Origin of the sequence: Citrobacter amalonaticus, assembly GCF_002918555.1 — a bacterium.
Classification (GTDB): domain Bacteria; phylum Pseudomonadota; class Gammaproteobacteria; order Enterobacterales; family Enterobacteriaceae; genus Citrobacter_C; species Citrobacter_C amalonaticus_A.
The window spans coordinates 53,647-72,816 of record NZ_PQMB01000003.1 but is presented as its reverse complement, the minus strand read 5'-3'; the positions used below and the strand labels follow the sequence as shown (position 1 = coordinate 72,816).

The following is a 19,170-nucleotide window of genomic DNA, read 5'->3' as shown; positions in this document are numbered from 1 at the left end:
GGCTTCTTCTTTTAGAACATATATGAGAGCGGGATCGTGATGATTTCCGGGAAGATAACCAGCAGTAATACAACGCCAATTTCCGCCAGCAGGAAGGGGAGCATGGCGATTGAAACGCCCTCAATACGCAGGTTGCCGATGCTACAGGCGGCATTCAGTGACGTGCCTATCGGTGGGGTAATCAGCCCGAGCGCGGAGGTCATCACAAATACCACGCCGAAATAGACCGGATCTATACCAACAATTGTCACTACCGGCATCAGCACTGGCGCCATAATCAGGATTAGCGGTGTCATATCGATCACCAGCCCAACGACCAGCAGCACCAGCACTAACATCAGCATAAACAGCCGTGGATGCTCAATAAACGGTTCAAGCAGGCCTACCAGCTGGCCTGGCAGGTCGGCTACGGTGATGAGCCATGAGGTCACCATCGCGCCTGCCACCAGGAACATCACCATCGCCGTCATTTTGCCCGCGTTGAGGAGGACACGATAAATATCTTTTAGCTTTAGCTCTTTATAGATAAAACAACCTACAAACAGCGAGTAGGCCGCGGCGATAACGCCTGCTTCAGTAGGTGTAAAGATGCCGAACTTCAGACCGAACAAAATAATCAACGGGAGAATGAGCGCCCAGACGCCGTCCTTGAAAGCGCTGATTGCTTCTGAGCGCGGTTTCTTTTCATACACCACGGTATCGGCGTCTTTGCGCGATACCAGCCACCACGCGGCCAGAATGCTGATCCCCATCATGACTCCGGGGATCACGCCGCCGATAAACAGCTTGGTGATGGATACCTGTGCGGCAACACCAAACAGGATCAGCGGGATGCTGGGCGGTAGTACTGGCGCGATAACGCCGCCGCAGACAATCAGTCCGGCGGAGCGGTTCATATTGTAGCCCGCCTCACGCATCATTGGCAGCAGCATGGCGGCCAGTGCGGTTGTATCCGCCAGGGCCGAACCAGAGAGGCTGGCCATCAGCATGGCGGCAAAGATGGCCACGTAGCCCAGCCCGCCGGGGACGTGTCCGACAAAGGCCATCGCCAGGCGGATGATTCGTTTGGACAACCCTCCTGCGTTCATCACCTCTCCGGCCAGGATAAAGAACGGTGCGGCGAGCAGGACGAAGTTATTGGTGCCGTCTATGGCGTTCTGGGCGATCAGCTGAGCATCGAACATATCCAACTGCCACATCATCGCCACGCCGGAAAGCAGCAGGGCGAAAGAGATGGGCATTCCAATGATGATACCGAATGCCAGAACCCCAAGAAAAATAGCTAATGTCATGATAGCAATCCTTTATTTTTATCGGCTACGGCTAATCTATGTTCATCGATTTATGCAGCTGGTAGAGGTTCCTTAGGGCATAAATGATGATACCTACGCTGGATATCGCGCCGGTAATGTATAAAAACGCCATAGGGATCCCTAAGGCCGGGGATTGGGTATCAAGATTAATTAGCGTTTGGGTCAGACTGCCGTCAAACAGCAGCCAGCAAACGTAGATGATCAATACGTTGGTAATCACCGCACAGCTTTTCCTGCCGCGCGCCGACAGTCGTCTGACAAAGGAATCAACGCGAATATGCGCATTTTCTTTCATTGCCAGTATTGCACCGAGGAACGTCAGCCAGACAAAGCACAGGCGCGATAGCTCTTCTGAGGAGGTAATTCCTGAGTTGAAGGCATAGCGCAGAATGACGTTCACGAACACCACGGCAGTCATGACAAAGAAGCAGCCGACCACAATGATATCAATAATACGCAGCAGATATCTTTCGATCTCTTTCATTGTTTACCCACTCCTGTAAACATCAGAGCAATTTGCGCAGGGAGGAAACGCGGTGACGTCTTCGCGTCACCGCGCTGAGGGTTACAGGTTATTGGTACGCTCAAGCTCCTGCTTGAACAGGGCAATTAACTCGGGATCCAGTTCGGCGGCATATTTGTCGGTGACGGGTTGTACGATTTCCTTCATCTTAGCCAGCTCTTCAGGAGGCAGTTCGTTTAACTGTACGCCGTGGGCGATCAGATTAGTTCTGGCTTTTTCGGTCATCTCGCGGGCTGCCTTGCGCTGTACGTCACGGGCAACATAGGAAGCGTCCTGGAAGATTTTCTTCTCATCTTCGGACAGTTTATCCCACAGCTTCTTACTGACCATCAGCATCTGCGGGTTGTAGATATGACGCGTACCGCTGAAGTATTTCTGTACTTCATACAGCTTGTTGGCGTCCAGAGTGGTTTCCGGGTTTTCCTGACCGTCCACCGTTTTGGTTTCCAGGGCGGTGTACAGCTCCGGCATTGGCATTGGAATGGCGTTGACGCCCAGCGCCTTGAACATGTCAATATACAGCGGATTAAGGATGGTTCTGATCTTCAGTCCCTGCAGATCCTCCCGGGTGTTGACCGGACGTTTATTATTGCTGACGCTGCGATAGCCCTGCTCCATGTAGGCCAGGCCGACCCAACCTTTATCCGGCATATAGGTCATCAGTTTTTCTCCCAACGGTCCGTCCAGTACCGCATCGGCCTGTGCTTCATTCTTGAAGGAGAACGGGAAGTCGAGCACGACAAATTCCGGTATGGTGCCGACCAGCTGGGCCGGAGACATCATCGACAGTTCAATGGTACCGCCCTGCATGGCGGAGGCCACCTGTTGTTCACCGCCAAGCACGCCGTTCGCGAAAATCTTGATCTTAATTTTACCGTCGCTATTTTTTTCCACTTCATCGGCAAACGCTTTAGCACCCAGTCCCTGAGGGTGATCCAGCGCGTTAACCAGCGGCATTTTGAGTGAACGAGAACTGATATCAGCGGCTCCCGCGGTAGCCAGATAGCCAATTGACAGCGAGGTGGCAATCAGGGCGGAGGTAAAGATGTTCGTTATTTTTTTCATTGGCGAGTGTCCATTCTGCGAAGATTATCTGACAGTGGAAATCCCCTTCTTATCTGAAGCAGTATGACTACCAGCGGCTCCCACCACACATCTGAATCGCTGTTTTTCCGTTTTTTGCCTCGGATACGTTTGGGGAATGGCGGTACGGCAGAGTCGAGATAGTACAAGGTGCTATTCCATGTTCTGTCTTGACTCCTGGCACTTTCAACAAATTAAACTCCTCTACAACCACATTAATGGTACCGATTCCATTGGGCAATAGTTAACCTCTTCATTGTGAATAAGATCACGCGTCAGATAAAGAAAGTGTGATTTTTATTCAATTATGGATAATTAGTCGTCGAGGGAACCGCTCACTACGGAAGCAGAAATAACAGAATAGTCGGGTTTTCCCTTGTTGGTAGCACAGAAAAATCAGCAACCATTGCGTATAGCCTGGCGGCTACGCAGGGTGCCATGATTGCATGACAGCACCAACGGATGCTCAGGCAGCTAAAACAATCCGGCAAGCACCTTGTATTTTCAGGGATAACCATGTCATTTCAGGAGCAAAAATCCTGGTACGATAACGACGGGGGGGTTATTCTCCCTGAACCAGGGAGCAAAATTCTCCCCGGTTCAGGATCGCATGGATATCTGTCAGAGCATCGAAATTATTCGACGTAACAGGCGAATACGCGGAATGATGGAGTCTGTCTGCAAATATTCCTCTGCGCTGTGAAAACCAGCGCCTACCGGACCGAGGCCGTCGAGGGTAGGAATACCCAGTGCAGCGGTGTGGTTCGCATCACTGCCGCCGCCGACCGCTTGCCAGGTAATCGGGATACCTTCTTCTTCACCCGCTTTTTCCACCAGAGAAATCAAGGATGCTGTTTTCTCATTCACCGACATTGCCGGTTTGTGATTTACCTGCTCCAGGGAGGTCGTTACGCCTTCAAGAAAACCCTCGCGGCACATTTTTTCCAGGCTCTGGCTTATCCGCGCGTACTCTTCATTTTCCCAGAAACGAACGTCAAGCTCTGCAAATGCTTCGTCAGCCACCACATTTGCTGCGCTTCCCCCTTTGATCACCCCAATATTTAGCGTGGTTCCTCGCGATATATCCGCCAGCGCGTTGATGGCAATGATACTGTTACCGAGAGCGGTTATCGCCGAACGGCCTTTTTCGGGATCGTTTCCGGCATGAGCCGCTTTACCTTTGAAGGTCAGGTGATATCCCGCCATGCCTTTACGCGCTTTAACCAGAGAACCGTCCGCACGCGCGGCTTCGCAGACAAGCACGACGCGCGAGCGTTTTGCCAGTTCGCCAATCCACTCATGAGACCATACTGAGCCGGTTTCTTCGTCGGGGTTCATGGCGATGGCGATGCTGAGACGGGATTTGTCAGCTTCATCCAGCTCGCGAATCGCCCACAAAATATTTAATAATCCACTCTTCATGTCTGAAACGCCCGGGCCGTAAAGCCGTTCCGTATCGCGGCTCATTGGGCGTTCGGCGACGGTTCCTGGGGGAAAGACGGTATCCAGATGACCAACAAGCAGAACGTCAAAGTGTATCGTCTGCGGCTTGTTCGTGACCAGTAAAGCCGGGCCAACCTGGTCGCCGAGATTAACCTGCTCGACATTCCAGCCTTCCTGTAGCCACAACGTCTGGAGTCGTTCGGCAACCAGCGCCACGCCTTCCAGCGTCTGCGTGCCGCAATCCACGTTGACGAGTGTTTCAAGTTCTTCAATATAGCGCTCAAGGTTCATATGACTTCCTTATCTATACAATAATGCGCATCAGCAACATGGCGATAAATGCGTTCAGCACGGAGATACCAATCATCAGGGGAATACGTTTGGCTCGGGTACCGATCACCCCAAGGATACGACCCAGATATTGAACCTGAGAGCCCATCAGGTAAATCGCAGGGGCGAGGATCGCCAGATGTTCACCGCTGATAATACCTTTATCAAACAAACCGATGGCGACACCAATTCCCCCTCCCATCGACATCCATCCGCCGATAAGCACCGCGGCTGCTTCACCGGGGAGTCCAAATAATCCCATCAGCGGCGCGAAAATAAGCCCCAGGCCCTTCAGCGCTCCCGTTAATTCCAGTGCTTTAATGATAATGAATGCCATCACGACATTGGGCAGTGTACTGCTGGTGGCTATGTTCCAGCCTTTCCGGGCGCCAGCGACGAAAACATCCGTGATCACCGGGTTGGAATTTTGCGTATTCATCATGCTTCTCCTTTGGTGTCAGTTTTCATAGCGACATCTTTATCCGTAAAGGTCAGGAGCAGACGCATCAGGTTAGCGCCCACGATTTTCATGATAAACATCACCGCAAGACACGCCCCGATAGAGGTCGGAACAGCCGTAGAACCATCAACGGCGATTAACGTAAAGAGGATCGCACCGGAGGAAAAAAAGTTAGTGATCATTGCACCTGCGGAAAATTGAAACATAGCGAAGACATCTTTTTCTTTCTCGCTGATTTGGCCTTCATCTGCCAGGTTGCGCGTCAGTGACGCACCGACATCGGTACTTTGCAAACTGCCGATTAAAGCAAGGCCGGTGGTCCCAGGAATACCCAGGAGCGGGCGCAACATCGGAGTTAACAGGCGACGTGCGGCACGGAGAGCGCCATAATGCTCCAGAACATTTATCATGCCCAGGGCAAACATCACCGCCGGAATAAGCCCAAGTGCAAACAGAAAACCATCCATTGCGCCGGTACCGCCGGTTCCCCTGAACGCGCTCGTTGCGGTGACCAGCGTATCCCCTTCAAGGCTCGCTTTGCTGACGACTCTGCCGAACGTACCGTTTAGCGTCGTGAAATCGAAAACGCCGTACCACTCCTGGCCGCCGAGTAATCCGGAAAAAAAGACCACGGCAAATGCAAGAGCAAAATATGCACCCGGCCCCACCTTATGTTCATCAGTGTTTACATTCATATATTTCCCCTTAGTCGATCATCTCTATGAATACCGATAAGATAGGTGGCGAATTTGATATGAAAAATGACCGAAATCATTGAATTCCAAAAGCGATAAATAACTTACGTTAAAGTGTGATTAATAACGCACAACCTGCCGCTCGCTTACTGTCTGTACATCTCGCAGAAATCGATTTCAGGTATGAGGAAATAGAAAATTAAAATTGGTAATTTTGGCCGAAATGATTACATGCCTAAGAATTTAATCTTTTCAGGTTGTCTAAAAAATCACCGGTAAATTACATAAAAATACGTTACTCTTCCCGGTTAGCCCTGGTTTTCTTATCCTCATTCTTCTCATAATATCGGTATTTTGCTGGATGTAGTTCACACTTTTTCATTGATTTAGCCGGGTGGGAAAACTCAGTGTAAAGCAGTGTGTTTTATTTTAATGTATTACATTTCAATGTGTTATATTTTATCGGGATGCTGTTTCTCATTAGCAAGGCGAGATATTTCCTTTTCAGGCGATTCATCAATCACCGTACAGAATTATTCGGGATATTCCTCTGCCATCCCTGAGGAATTATTACGTGATTGATTAAGAATTGACCGGTTGTTGTTGAGTTGCATAATTGTATCAGGTATGGAAAACGTTTATTAATAATATCAGGGGTGGACGTCAGGAAAGGATGAATGTTTTTAAAGTCGCCGTATATATCCCTTCACTGACTTCCGGCGATGACGATATCATCAATTTGACGTTATTTGCCCCCTGACAGCAAACCGTCAGATTTGATGTTTTTGACCAAACGGTCAAGTTATATCGGTCGCCAGGAATATTATTTTCGCGTATCGGCGTAACCTGCCATTTTAATCATCTTTATGTTCAGAGATGGCGACTAAGCCCGTGGCTTCTCGTTTTCTGTTGGTGAATTCGGGTTGAGGAGTACGCATCTTGCGTAACGTCTGCGGACTGATGCCAAATCGTTGGTGAAAGTGGTAGCGCAGAGCGTTAGCACTGCCGAACCCCGTTTGCTGAGCTATTTGCTCAATACTGAAATGGGAAGTACTGAGCGCCTGCTGTGCGCGGTTGAGTCGTTCATTCATCAGCCAGCGGGCAGGGGTGAGTCCCGTTGATTCCTGAAATCGACGGGTCAGCGTTCGGGGGCTCATACCGACATGGCTGGCCAGAGAATCAAGGGTGTGCTTCCCGGCGATATTATGATGTAGCCAGTCAAGCAGAAGGCCAAAACGCTGGCTTTCCCGACTGCGGGCGACAGGGCGAAGCTGTTGCTGGGTCTGGCTACCGTCCCTGTGAGGCTGAAGGACCAGGCGGCGAGCCACATTATTGGCAACATCAAGACCAAAGTCGCTGCGTACCACATGCAGACACAAATCAATCCCGGCAGCGCTACCGGCTGAAGTCAGTAATGCGTCGTCACCGACATAGAGCACATCGTCCACAACGTTTATTGCCGGGAAACGCTGCTGGAGTTCGCTGGTGTAGCGCCAGTGTGTCGTCGCCTTACGCCCGTCCAGCAAACCTGCCGCAGCCAGTACAAAGACACCGGAACAGATGGATATCACCCGGCAACCGCGTTGATGTGCTGCCCGAAGCGCATCGCATAATGCTTTCGGGACAGGTGAGTTCACCCCGCGCCAGCCAGGAACGACAATCGTGTCTGCCTCCTGAAGCAATTCATACCCGCCATCAACGACGATGCGGATCCCTCCGGTTGCCTGCAACTCACCTTGATCAACAGACGCAACCGCAAAACGATACCAGCTATCTCCCAGTTCCGGGCGGGGAAGCCCAAAAACCTCCACTGCGACCCCAAACTCGAAAGTACATAGCCCGTCATAGGCGAGGACAACGACCAGCGGACGAGAAAAAGTTGTCGTGATTTTGGTGGAATCTGTCATGGTCAGCGGCTGTTTTGATGGCAATTATTTGATGAGATAAGAGGTAACACAACAGCGGATTTGACCACAAGAGGAAAAGATAAAATGAGTACTGTCACTGATATTTCAGCCGCCACGCCTGAAGAAGCCATCGCCCATTTCCAGCAGCGTCTTAGCATGGAGACTGACTGTTCCGACGTACATTCTGCAATGGCCGCTGGTGAAAAAGATTTTGTCCTTTTACATGTGGTGGGTAGCGCAGAGAGTTTTGCCCGTTGCCATATACCCGGAGCGCTTCATCTCCCTCATCGGCTGATAAATACGGAGTCCTTAGATCAATGGTCAAGAGATACCCTGTTTGTCGTGTATTGTGCCGGGCCTCACTGTAATGGCGCCGATCGCGCGGCGCTGAAGTTGGCTCAGCTCGGTCGCCCGGTGAAAATAATGATTGGGGGGATTAAAGGCTGGGAGGATGAAGGTCTGGCTTTTGCTACAGCCTGAAAGGACGCTGTTGCAAAAAACTGATAGCTAATATGTCTGAACGGGCTATTTCCAGCAGGACTCTGTGATTGGCCCGTTCCTTTATTTCACCGGTATTATTATTTCCAGGCTATTACCGCTTTATTCACTCAGCCGGAATATTCCGCAGGTTGGTATCCGTATTGATATTCCCCATCTCACACGAACAGCTTCACCCGGGCAAACCCATGCAAAAATTAATAACCGATTTTCGCAGCGGATGGTGGCCGTGTTTTGTGCTGCACTGATTTTGAGCCAGGGTCAATGACCGGGATCTCAACAGTGCATGGAGCTAAAGCGGGTCTATTTACGGCTGCACAGTCAACCGTGAAATCGTTGCGATTTTAAAAATAGCGCTCAACAGTGTGCGGGAGAGATAATCGGGCTAAAAACAGGCAACAATATTTAAGGCAACATCCTGCGCGTTAGCAGGTAAAAGCCCGGAAGGCGCGACCGCACGGAGGGGTTACCGAATCCACTTTGACGTCGTGTAATCATGTCGAAATATGATAGAATTGCAGGCGATGGTGAAAGTTAAGGGACAGGATCTGAAAATGCTATTCGAGTTGGATTGCGTCAAACTTTATCTCTGCGGTGGGAAGAAAAAATGAAAAAAAACCTGTCAGTGCGCTGGGCATCATTCAGAGACTTTGAAATTATCAAAGCCCTTATAGAAAAAGGCTCTGTCACCCAGGCAGCAGAATACTTAGGGATCAGCCAGCCAGCGGTAAGTAAGGTCATCGCCAATATTGAAGAAAAATCAGGGAAAGTGCTTTTTACCAGAGATAAAGGCAGAATAACCCCCACGAAGGAAGCTCTTTTCTTTTATGAAGAAATATTAAACATATTCTCTTCCCTGCAAAGAATTGATGAAAATAACTGGGCTAACCATTCATCTCAAATAATCAGAGTGATTACCACGCCTACCATAGCGTATTCGTTTTTAGCCCCTTTGACAGCCCGCTATATTAAAGAGAGAAATAATGTAAAAGTTAACTTCTCAGTGGTTAACTCAGTTGATATGTTAAATGAAATCAGAGAGGGGCGAGCAGACATTGCTTTAGCAAATGCCGATATCAATAACCGAACCGCTGAGTTATCTTCTCACCCAATATTCAAGTCTAAAATTGTTTGCCTGATGCATAAAAATCACGAACTGGCAAAGAAAGATAAAATTGAATTGAGTGATTTTAATTTCAGAAACGTAATTATGCACACGTCAAGGAATATCCTTTCATCAAAGGTAAAAAAGGTATTTTCAGAGGCTGGTATAAAAATTAATGTGGTTGCAGAGGTTTCTGATTCGCTGGTTGCGCTGAGCTTTGTTAGCGAAAACCTGGGATTGTGTTTAGTTCCTGATTTTCCTCTCGCCAACCGTGCTCAGGATAATTTTATAATAAAAGATATTGATATCGATATTTATGATGAAATGATGTTTTTTTCGCTGCTTAATAGCATTAATCCTTTCTGTATGGATTATATCGATTTTATCACCGCTCAGACCAGGGTATTTAAGCCTGCTTTCAAATAGTTTGCGCCGATCGCGAAGCGATCGTCAGACAATGCGTTACAACAATGTAAGCCCGAGAGTGAGTATCGGGCTTACAGATTCATTCTGAATAAAGGGAGCGACTGCAGGTTAATGTTTTAAATTTTGCAAAACATACTCCACACAGTTTACCGCTTCACCAATATAACGTGTTTCGTCCAACAGACTTTCGATATCAATGGAGACGTTTATTTTCGCTTTGGTGAGTTGATTACGGATGCAGTCGGAGAATGAAGAGTGATGTCGCACCGATTCCATTGCCGCTTCATAGAGAAGATGGTGAGCTTCTGAACGGCCAATATCTTTTGCCAGGGCCATCATTATTGACTCAGAAAGAATCAGTCCTTTAGTCAGGCGGATATTCTCCAGCATTGTTGCGGGATAAACCTGTAATCCACTGATAAGATTGAGTAAATTTTCGGCGATCGACACTGAAAGTATCGCAGCTTCCGGCAGTGTGACATCCATGACATTACTTTCCGCCGCATCCCCTTCATTCATTCTCACCATTGATCTGTATGATAAAGGAATTCGCGACTGCATCAGTTGAGCCAGCCCAACCAGATTCTGAGCGTTCTGGGGATTACGTTTTTGCGCCATCGTCGAGCTGCCGACTTTCCCATGATGGAAACTTTCTTCCAGCTCAGCAATTTCAGTTCTCTGAAGAAAAATCAGTTCTTCTGCGACTTTTTCGGCAAAGGCAGCGAGTTGACCAAGGACGGCAACATAATGCGTCACGCCGTCATAGGATGTGCGAACCGGGACTGGGCTGGAAGACAGCTCCAGCAAACGTGCAATCCCTTCCTGCACTTCCCGGCCATGACCTTCCATCGCGGAAAACGTACCGACCGCTCCCCCCATACTAACGATGAAAGCATCCTCAGTAGCGTCATTCAGTCTTTTTTCAATGCGATAGAGTTCAGCGTACCAACCAGCAACTTTAAAACCAAAGGTAATTGGCAAAGCATGCTGACCGTGGGTCCGTCCGGCTTGAACGTAATCTTTTGACGTCGCGGCCAAATCCCTCAATGCAGCCAGTGTCTTAGCCAGAAAATCGGACATTAATTTATGACTGCTACGCAGCTGCAACACGGCTCCGGTATCAAAAATATTTTGTGTTGTGGCACCCCAGTGAATGTATCCGGCTGCCTCTTTCCCACACGCCCGCTCAAATTCCTTTAATACCGGGACGAACGGATGGCAAGTTTCCCGTATCCCGTTTTTAATGGCTTCGATATCAAGTAACTCAACGTTTGCCGAGCGGGAAATAATATCTGCTCCAGCCTGAGGGATCATACCCAGTCGCGCCTGGGCCTGGGCAAGTGCCGCTTCAACATCAAGCCAGGCCTGAATGGTACCGGTATCCGACCAGATCGCTTTAGCTTTGGTATTAAACCAATGTCCTGTGATGCATGACTCAAACATTCCCGTACTCATTGCACTCTCCTTATCACTTAAAGATTATGACTTCATAACTCATGTTATATGCATTGTGTTATGTTGATAAAGTGAAAGTGAGCGTTTTTATGGCATTTTTTACTTTTGAGATCAATGTCACATGATTTTATGGTTATGAGATTATATCATTTAAGTAATGAAACTACACAGGTGGCGCTCATGCAAAAGGTAATAGGGAAACAAGCCAGGATAGTGCTCTTCATTATTTTGGGTTTTATCGCCTTAGGTGCACTGAAGTTAGCGTTCGGTACCCAGGCGTTCGTTCTGACAGCTTCATTTTTAGTTATCGTTCTGGTTAGTATGGGCATTGCTAAAAAGTATTATGCCCAGGCGGTGATCCTGACAGGAGGCATTAGTTTATTAATCATTACGGCCCTGTTCTTTCCTGATGTCGATATGACCAAAGCTTCCTCAGGCTCAACGTTTTTAGACATATTCATTGAAATCAAGTCTGTTTTCTCTGACAGCATCGCCAGACTGGGATTGATTATTATGGTGATTGCCGGATTTTCGAGGTATATGAACGACATTGGCGCCTCGGCAAAACTGGTTGAGCTGTGTATCAAACCGCTAAAGAGAATAAATGCCAAATATATCCTGCTGGGCGTTTGTTATATTCTGATGCAGGTGCTGGCACTGTTTATTTCAAGCCCGTCGGGCCTGGCGCTGTTAATGTTGACCACACTGTTTCCAGTATTGCGCTCGATTGGATGCTCCAGGGCGGCAGTGGCTTCAGTGATTGCTTCCGGGATTTGTATTGATTATGGGCCATCCGCCACGGGCAGCGTACTCATCTCCGAAATAACCGGGTATGACTTGTTTTCCTTTTTTGTTGATAAACAGATCCCTATAGTCGCAATTCTGTTCATTGTGATTGGCATATCCCACATGATCATGCAGGCATACTGGGATAAAAAAGAAGGCGTTAACGACGAGCAGCCGGAAGAAAACGAAAAAACGGCTGAAATCGCCTCTCATATTCCTGGCTACTATGCTCTGTTGCCCGTGGTTCCGATGATCATCCTGTTTACGTTCTCCAGTTTGATCGAAGAGCATTTGCCTTCCTTCCTGCAATTGAAAATTGATGTGGTATCAGCCATTATTCTGTCATTCTTTATTGCTTTTCTCATTGACTCGATCAGGTCATTGGATCTTAAAAAATCCACTGAAAAGGTCATGGGACTTTTTGACCAAATGGGGCAATCTTTCATCACGGTGGTGTCAATCCTGTTGTGCGCCCAGGTGCTGGTCGCGGGTATTATCAAAATTGGGTTTATTGACATCTTGTTCAGCTTTATCCCCAACGAGGATCATTATGCCACCATGATGATTATCCTCTTCAGCCTGCTGATTTTCTTTGGGTCAGTGATTATGGGAACTGCTACAGTGTTTAATGCCTTCGCCCCGCTAAGCGCTGAAGTTGCCCAGGGAGCGGGTATTTCAGTGTTCAAAATGCTGGTGCCGTTACACTTTTCCGCCAGCCTGGGGCGCAGTTTCTCACCCATATCTGGCGTTATTATCGCGGTATCAGGGTTTATTGGTGTCACCCCCTTTGAAATTATTAAGCGTAACTGCGTTCAACTAACTATTGCTTATATCTTAATGATGACACTTTCCATTTCTATTCTTTAATCGTAATTGATACTCGTGGAGTATACCGGAATGGGGCGTTGATTGGCTTGCCTGCCAGGGATAATGTGCAGGCAAGCTTTTACCCGACACGAGCTTGCTTTTGCTATGCGTCGAATGACCAGAAAACGTTATCGGGCTATTTTTGACATTATTTAAGCTGTATTCCTTTGTTACGCGGGTTTCATCACTATCAGATGGGATCATGATAAATTAAAATTGCGCATTGCGCAAAATCAAAAATGCGTATCACACATTAATGAGGGCAAAAAAAGACCACCTGAAGTGGTCTTGTCGGGAGCTAAGTCTGTATCAGCCGTGTCTTTTAAATGTTTGAGACTGACTGATTAACACCTTTCCATAAATGTAAAAGCGGTGTTCGTTATCTTTATTGATCGACCATTCCCGGTATTTGGGATTGTCTGAGATTACCAGCAGTTCGTCTGGCACCATCTGAAGACGTTTAACGTAGATTTTACCATCAAAACCAAATACATAAATCCCGTCACTATCAAACTCGTTGATATGAATATCAACGAAGATCAAATCACCAGGCTCGATAGTCGATGCCATGCTATCACCCCGAACGTTGATGACTTTGACCCCAGAGGAAGACCTTCCGCCGAACATAGACATTGCTTTATCGTTACTATATTCGATGGCGTGAATAACGTCGATTACGTCACTTCCTTGGATATGGCCAGAACCTGCGCTCGCGCTCACATCAAGTACCTCGACTCTAAACACATCTTTTCCCTCAATAGATGACCTATTATCTGTACTGGTTTTATATACAGTATTATCTTTTTCGTCAGAGGTAAAGAGGGCGGTAACTTCAACGCCTAAAGCTTGAGCAATTCTGCTAAGTGCCTGTTCTGTGAATTGCTTTTGTTTTCCTGTCTCGAGACGGGAAATATTGGCTGCGTCGACTCCGACTGCATCAGCCAAATCAGCAATTTTCATGTTCTTCGCTAAACGAAGTGCCCTAACGCGGTTTCCTATATTCATGCGCCTATTACATGTTCTTTTTGCGTATCATGCAATGCGACTTGCGCAAATCACAAGTCTGCAATAATATGCGTAATACGCAAATTAAAGGAGGGGATATGCAATCACCACTCAGGAAGTTGCGTAAGTCGCATGGCTTCACATTGTTGCATGTTGCAACTGGTGTCCATGTTGATCCGGCAACGTTAAGTCGCATTGAAAGAGGCGAACAGGTTCCCTCCGTGGAACTGGCTGAAAGATTAGCCCGATTTTTCGAGGGAGAAATCAATGAATTACACATTCTGTACCCTAATCGATTTCAACTAAATGAAACCGATCGTACGGCTAACAACCCGGTTATCGCTGACGGTATGCAGCCTGTTGAGCGGTTCATGGCGAAGTTTAAAAGGGTTGAAGCATGAGCACTAAATTAACGGGCTATGTGTGGGATGCCTGTGCAGCATCGGGGATGAAGCTGTCCAGCGTGGCTATCATGGCGCGGCTGGCTGACTTCAGCAATGACGAAGGTGTCTGCTGGCCTTCCATCGACACCATCGCGCGTCAGCTTGGCGCAGGCGCCAGCACCGTCAGAACGGCAATAGCGAAGCTTGAGGCCGACGGTTGGTTATCTCGTAAAGCACGGCGGCAGGGCAACCGTAATGCTTCCAATGTTTATCAGCTAAACGTGGCAAAACTCCAGGCTTATGCATTCGCTCACCTGTCAGATTCTGACCCGTCAAAATCTGATGTATCAAAATATGAGGCATCAAAATCCGGTCTGAATAGCGGTTTTCACCCGTCAGGATCTGGCGAGGATCCGTCAGTAAAATCAAAACAAGATCCACAAGTAAACAAAAAAGATCCCTGTCCGGTTGCCGGGCAACCCAACCCGGAAGTGTTGATCACCGATCGGGCGATTGTGGTGTTAACCCATCTGAACCAGGTCAGCGGATCCCGCTTCCAGAAATCAAAAACCTCTCTGGAAAACATTCGCGCCCGTTTGCGGGAAGGTTACAGCGTCAACGATTTAAAACGTGTTATCGACCTGAAGCATGAGCACTGGAACGGGAACGACCAGCAATACCAGTACATGCGTCCTGAAACATTGTTCGGGCCGAAGAAGTTCGAAGGCTATCTGAGCAGCGCCATTCGTTGGGAGCAGAAGGGACGCCCGGCTCGTGAATACTGGAATAAAAATCGAGAGCGGGACATTAACGCGATCGCTCAGTGCGATAACCGTATTCCGCAGGGGTTCAGGGGATGATGACAAACAAATATTGCCGGGTGCCGGCAGAACGGCGCAGCGCATCAGCCCATGAGTTGAAAGACGTTGGCGACAGGGGAGGACGACAGCCAGGTAAAAGGAATGCTGGTGGAGTGAGAGCCGGTTATCCCGAATGGGAAAGTGGAAATCAGGAGCGCCAGATTTGAACCGGGGGCGGGTGCAGCCGCCTGATAAGTGGAGAAAGAGCATGAATCATATGAATCCGACGATACATTGCCCGACTCGTCATGCTGCGGTAACCGGTCAGCAAATGATGATGTCCAGCAGGGAGATTGCGTTACTGGTACAGAGCAAACACAGTGATGTGAAGCGTTCGGCTGAGCGTCTTGTGGCGGGTGGACTTTTAACCGCGCCATTGGCACTGTTCGATTTTGAACATAACGGCAACGTGTATCAGGAGTACCGATTTAACAAGCGTGACTCTCTGGTCCTTGTTGCCAGACTGTCTCCTGAATTTACCGCGGCTGTTGTTGATCGCTGGCAGGAGCTGGAAAGCGGCCAGAAGAGGGCGGTTCCCCAGACTTTGCCGGAGGCTTTACGTCTTGCTGCCGATCTTGCTGAGGAAAAAGAGCGGCTGGCACAGGAACTGGCAGCTGCGGCGTCAAAGGTCGAGTTTGTGGATCGTTACTGTACGGCGAAAGGTTCAATGTCATTTCGTCAGGTAGCAAAACTGCTGAGCGCCAAAGAGACAGAATTCCGGCTGTTCCTAATCGAGAGCAACGTGATGTATCGCCTTGGTGGCGCGATGACGCCGCGCCACCATCACATCAACGCAGGCCGGTTTGAATTTAAGACAGGTACGTCGACCACATCAAACCACGCATTCAGCCAGGCATGTTTCACCCCCAAAGGTATCAAGTGGATTGCCGGATTATGGGCGAAACATATCGCTAAGGAGCCGACAGCGTGAGGGCGTTACCCGCTCCGCAAATAGTCCTTTTCTGGTCCGGCGCTGACCGCCGTTCAACCATGGGCAGAGGAAGAGAAATGCGGTTCCCGGCTGGAGTGGCTATTTCGTTTATTGATTGCGCGCTGGCATCGGTGCGCTGGCCTGATTTAGTGGAGAAAGTTAATGCGTGACATTCAAATGGTACTTGAACGCTGGGGGGCGTGGGCGGCTAATAATCATGAAGATGTGGCCTGGTCGCATATTGCCGCTGGCTTTAAAGGGCTTATTCCATCAAAAGTTAAATCCCGTCCACAGTGCTGCGATGATGATGCGATGGTTATCTGTGGATGCATGGCCAGACTAAAAAAGAATGACAGCATTCTTCATGATTTATTGGTGGACTACTATGTTGAAGGCATGACATTTATGTCTCTTGCAAAGAGATACTCCTGCTCTGATACATATATTGGGAAGCGTCTACAGAAAGCGGAAGGGATCGTTGATGGTATGTTGATGATGTTAGATATTCAGCTTGAAATGGACAGGCATTAACCTGATGGATGTATTTTTTAGTATGAAAATGGTGCATAGAACTATGCACCATTTAATGTTAATTGCTGCATGTTCCTGGCGTTGCCAGTTTGACTTCAGGTTTAGATATAACCCGCTTACCTTTGTACTAAAAAAAACGTTTACGATCGTAAAACTCCCGGTATCATGTTAAGAATAGTTACTTCGCCGATTGCTGAAGACCTTTAATTGAAGTGCATTTTTATAGCTGCAGAATTCAACCGCAGCCTGTAACTGCCGTGAATATGGGCGACTGGTGGAGGTCAACCCAGACTGCTTGCGTTATATCGTCTCTCTCTGATAACTCAATTAACCTGATTGTTGTGGAACCGCCCGGCTTATTATCCCACCCCGGTGGGGGACGGGCTCAATCTTCAATATTAACTATCTGCTCACAGGCTACCTCCGGGTAGCCTTTTTCGTATTCAGGCTCACGGGAATCAATCACTACGTGCTTTGTTGAAAATCCAGCCCGTGAAGCCTGACCTGCTTTATTAACAAAACCCAAAAAGGAGTAATCATGTCCATTGTCAACGCACCTATTGAAGGCGCAGTAATGATTGGCGGTACCGTAGGTAACGGTGGTATGGCTTTTTCAGATGGCTTTCCGCATGTGGTGGGAAAATCATCCCCTGTACGTATCGTTCACTGTGGCAACTATGCAACGGTGTATGACGATGTCGTTCGTGCTGAAGGCGACCTGAGAGCAGAAGAGGATGATTACATACCAGGGGAGGATGGCATCATCAGTATCACCGGTTATGAAAGTAAAATCTGGGCGGGCAATATGTCGCGTTCAAGCGCGCTGGGTGACAATTCAGAAATTGAACTCAATTACATGACTGAGCCCTCCGTTCCTGATTTCGATCTGAGTGGAGCTAAAGCTTACGTCGCTGGTTACGCCTCGCGGATTATTGCCCGCAATTACGTCAAAAGTAGTGTGCTGATTGCATCCGGCGAAAACAGTCTGATTCACGATGAAGGTTGTGATAACACCCTCGTCTGTTCCGGTAATGAAGCTGACGTCACTGCAGGTGAAAACGCGATGGTCGTTGTCACCAGTAACAAATGCAGCTTCAGTTTTGGCACCGGTTCAGTCGCTGTCTTTTGCTGGAAAGACGGCAATGACAAGAAGGTAACGGTGGTACGTGAGGGTGAGGAGGGTATTTCGGCAGATACGCCGTACATCTTCGAAAATGGGAATGTTCAGGTAGGTTAAAAACCTTTAGCAAAAGGCATCAGTCTGATGCCTTTGACTCAGTGTTTTATTCCCTCAAATTTCCGAATAAACGATTAAAGGCATCGCTTGTCTCAGGCCGGGCATGTCTGGCGTCCTTAATTCTTTCAAACAAGCGACTCCGTTAAATCGGAGGTGAGGCTATGACCAGAATGAGCACCCTATACAGCAGACTTTCGTATGGAACAGGGACAACCCTTACCGGCTGTGGCGTCTCTGCAAAGGCATATGCTGGTACGACTAAAGAGGTGTCGTGGATGCTGGCCGACAAAATTACAGGCTTAAGCCTGAGTGACTGGGCGATCATTGTCGGTATTGCCTGCACCATTATTACCTGTGCCGTTAACTGGTATTACCGGCGCAAGGAACGGGAGGACCGTCTGAATGGCAATTTCTACGGTAAACAGAAATAAACTCAGCGCAGCTATGCTGGCACTTATTGCTGCTGGCGCCTCTGCTCCGGTGTTGTTTGATCAGTTCATTGACGAGAAAGAAGGTAACACGCTGGTGGCTGTGAGGGATCCAGGCGGGGTCTGGTCCTTGTGTCGTGGTGTCACGATCGTTGAGGGTAAGCGCGTCGTCAAAGGAATGACCGCAACGAAAGCGCAGTGTGATCGCGTGAACGCCGTTGAACGTGATCAAGCGCTGGCATGGGTGGAACGCAATATCAAAGTACCGCTGACCGAACCTCAGAAGGTGGGGATCGCGTCGTTCTGCCCATACAACATCGGTCCCGGAAAATGTTTCCCGTCCACGTTCTATAAGCGCATTAATACTGGTGACCGTAAAGGTGCCTGTGAAGCGATTCGCTGGTGGATAAAAGACGGTGGTCGTGACTGTCGCCTGACGAAAGGTCAAAAGAACGGCTGTTACGGTCAGGTGGAGCGTCGCGACCAGGAAAGCGCGCTGACGTGCTGGGGGATCGACCAGTGAATAACTCTGTTGTCGTATCGTTGCTGGTCGTTGGTTCGTTTATTGCCGGGAACGTCTGGTGTGACAGGGGCTGGGAAAAAAAGTGGGCGGCCCGAAATAGCGCTGAATATTCTCAGGAAGTGAATGCTCAAACTGCTGCCCGGATGATTGAACAGGGGCGCATTATTGCCCGCGATGAGGCTGTTAAAGATGCACAAGCGAAAGCCGCCAAAGATGCTGCCACTGCTGCTGGCTTGTCTGCCACTGTTATCCAGTTGCGCGACGAAGCAGCAAAACTCGCCACTCGCCTGGACGCCGCAAAGTACACCGCAGATCCTGCCGCTGCCGTCAGAAGCAAATGTAAGTATCCCGCATAATCGTGCCATTCACATTTAGAGCTCA

Annotated in this window: 20 protein-coding genes and 1 pseudogene; 12 read left to right on the top strand and 9 right to left on the bottom strand. The window is 48.6% G+C overall.

Annotation, left to right across the window (positions count from 1 at the left end):
* Positions 1–11 precede the first annotated feature (11 nt).
* The 7 genes from C3432_RS12885 to ftrA all read right to left on the bottom strand — a co-directional run bounded on the left by C3432_RS12885 (position 12) and on the right by ftrA (position 7,754).
* Positions 12–1,292: a TRAP transporter large permease gene (locus C3432_RS12885; protein ID WP_103777023.1), complete on the bottom strand. Its 1,281-nt coding sequence runs from the start codon at positions 1,290–1,292 to the stop codon at positions 12–14.
* A 31-nt stretch (positions 1,293–1,323) separates the two neighbouring features.
* On the bottom strand, positions 1,324–1,797 hold the full coding sequence (locus C3432_RS12880; protein ID WP_103777022.1) for a TRAP transporter small permease: 474 nt from the start codon (positions 1,795–1,797) through the stop codon (positions 1,324–1,326).
* Between the two features lie 81 nt (positions 1,798–1,878).
* Entirely contained in the window at positions 1,879–2,901 is a 1,023-nt protein-coding gene (locus C3432_RS12875; protein WP_103777021.1) for a TRAP transporter substrate-binding protein, read from the bottom strand.
* Between the two features lie 639 nt (positions 2,902–3,540).
* Positions 3,541–4,653, bottom strand: a complete 1,113-nt coding sequence (locus C3432_RS12870; protein WP_103777020.1) for a M20 family metallopeptidase — start codon at positions 4,651–4,653, stop codon at positions 3,541–3,543.
* A gap of 13 nt (positions 4,654–4,666) precedes the next feature.
* Entirely contained in the window at positions 4,667–5,131 is a 465-nt protein-coding gene (locus C3432_RS12865; protein ID WP_103777019.1) for a YjiG family protein, read from the bottom strand.
* Positions 5,131–5,847 (bottom strand): nucleoside recognition domain-containing protein, encoded by a 717-nt coding sequence (locus C3432_RS12860; RefSeq protein WP_103777018.1) that lies wholly within the window; start codon positions 5,845–5,847, stop codon positions 5,131–5,133. Before C3432_RS12860 ends, C3432_RS12865 begins: the two co-directional genes overlap by 1 nt.
* 854 nt (positions 5,848–6,701) lie before the next feature.
* Positions 6,702–7,754 carry a transcriptional regulator FtrA gene (gene ftrA, locus C3432_RS12855; RefSeq protein WP_103777017.1) on the bottom strand — a complete coding sequence of 351 codons (1,053 nt, stop codon included), beginning with the start codon at positions 7,752–7,754 and terminating at the stop codon, positions 6,702–6,704.
* Positions 7,755–7,838: 84 nt separating this feature from the next.
* Between ftrA and C3432_RS12850 the strand changes: the two genes are divergently transcribed.
* The 3 genes from C3432_RS12850 to C3432_RS12840 all read left to right on the top strand — a co-directional run bounded on the left by C3432_RS12850 (position 7,839) and on the right by C3432_RS12840 (position 9,783).
* Entirely contained in the window at positions 7,839–8,234 is a 396-nt protein-coding gene (locus C3432_RS12850; protein WP_103777016.1) for a rhodanese-like domain-containing protein, read from the top strand.
* 64 nt (positions 8,235–8,298) lie between these two features.
* Positions 8,299–8,520, top strand: a complete 222-nt coding sequence (locus C3432_RS12845; RefSeq protein ID WP_103777015.1) for a hypothetical protein — start codon at positions 8,299–8,301, stop codon at positions 8,518–8,520.
* A gap of 339 nt (positions 8,521–8,859) precedes the next feature.
* Entirely contained in the window at positions 8,860–9,783 is a 924-nt protein-coding gene (locus C3432_RS12840) for a LysR family transcriptional regulator (RefSeq protein WP_103777014.1), read from the top strand.
* A gap of 108 nt (positions 9,784–9,891) precedes the next feature.
* On the opposite strand, the gene C3432_RS12835 is transcribed toward C3432_RS12840, so the two are convergent.
* Positions 9,892–11,238 (bottom strand): class-II fumarase/aspartase family protein, encoded by a 1,347-nt coding sequence (locus C3432_RS12835; RefSeq protein ID WP_103777013.1) that lies wholly within the window; start codon positions 11,236–11,238, stop codon positions 9,892–9,894.
* 180 nt (positions 11,239–11,418) lie between these two features.
* On the opposite strand from C3432_RS12835, the gene dcuC reads away from it, so the two are divergent.
* Positions 11,419–12,891, top strand: coding sequence for a C4-dicarboxylate transporter DcuC (dcuC, locus tag C3432_RS12830; protein ID WP_181012916.1), 1,473 nt, complete (start codon positions 11,419–11,421; stop codon positions 12,889–12,891).
* Between the two features lie 309 nt (positions 12,892–13,200).
* On the opposite strand, the gene C3432_RS12825 is transcribed toward dcuC, so the two are convergent.
* Positions 13,201–13,896, bottom strand: coding sequence for an XRE family transcriptional regulator (locus C3432_RS12825; protein ID WP_103777011.1), 696 nt, complete (start codon positions 13,894–13,896; stop codon positions 13,201–13,203).
* Positions 13,897–13,994: 98 nt separating this feature from the next.
* On the opposite strand from C3432_RS12825, the gene C3432_RS12820 reads away from it, so the two are divergent.
* From C3432_RS12820 to C3432_RS12785, 8 genes and pseudogenes are all read left to right on the top strand, one after another.
* A complete protein-coding gene (locus C3432_RS12820; protein ID WP_103777010.1) occupies positions 13,995–14,297 on the top strand; it encodes a helix-turn-helix domain-containing protein in 303 nt (100 codons plus the stop codon).
* Positions 14,294–15,139: a conserved phage C-terminal domain-containing protein gene (locus tag C3432_RS12815; RefSeq protein ID WP_103777009.1), complete on the top strand. Its 846-nt coding sequence runs from the start codon at positions 14,294–14,296 to the stop codon at positions 15,137–15,139. The genes C3432_RS12820 and C3432_RS12815 overlap by 4 nt, the downstream gene beginning before the upstream one ends.
* A 217-nt stretch (positions 15,140–15,356) precedes the next feature.
* Positions 15,357–16,070 carry a phage antirepressor KilAC domain-containing protein gene (locus tag C3432_RS12810; protein WP_258041621.1) on the top strand — a complete coding sequence of 238 codons (714 nt, stop codon included), beginning with the start codon at positions 15,357–15,359 and terminating at the stop codon, positions 16,068–16,070.
* Between the two features lie 162 nt (positions 16,071–16,232).
* Positions 16,233–16,601, top strand: a complete 369-nt coding sequence (locus tag C3432_RS12805; RefSeq protein ID WP_103777007.1) for an antiterminator Q family protein — start codon at positions 16,233–16,235, stop codon at positions 16,599–16,601.
* A 538-nt stretch (positions 16,602–17,139) separates the two neighbouring features.
* Positions 17,140–17,838 (top strand): hypothetical protein, encoded by a 699-nt coding sequence (locus C3432_RS12800; RefSeq protein ID WP_103777006.1) that lies wholly within the window; start codon positions 17,140–17,142, stop codon positions 17,836–17,838.
* A gap of 161 nt (positions 17,839–17,999) precedes the next feature.
* The gene (locus C3432_RS12795) at positions 18,000–18,269 is read left to right on the top strand and encodes a phage holin (RefSeq protein ID WP_103777005.1); all 270 of its coding nucleotides are present in this window, start codon (positions 18,000–18,002) and stop codon (positions 18,267–18,269) included.
* On the top strand, positions 18,241–18,789 hold the full coding sequence (locus C3432_RS12790) for a lysozyme (RefSeq protein ID WP_103777004.1): 549 nt from the start codon (positions 18,241–18,243) through the stop codon (positions 18,787–18,789). Before C3432_RS12795 ends, C3432_RS12790 begins: the two co-directional genes overlap by 29 nt.
* Positions 18,768–19,127, top strand: a pseudogene (locus C3432_RS12785) (DUF2514 family protein); the annotation flags it as partial. The gene C3432_RS12790 and the pseudogene C3432_RS12785, both read left to right, overlap by 22 nt.
* Between the last annotated feature and the right edge of the window lie 43 nt (positions 19,128–19,170).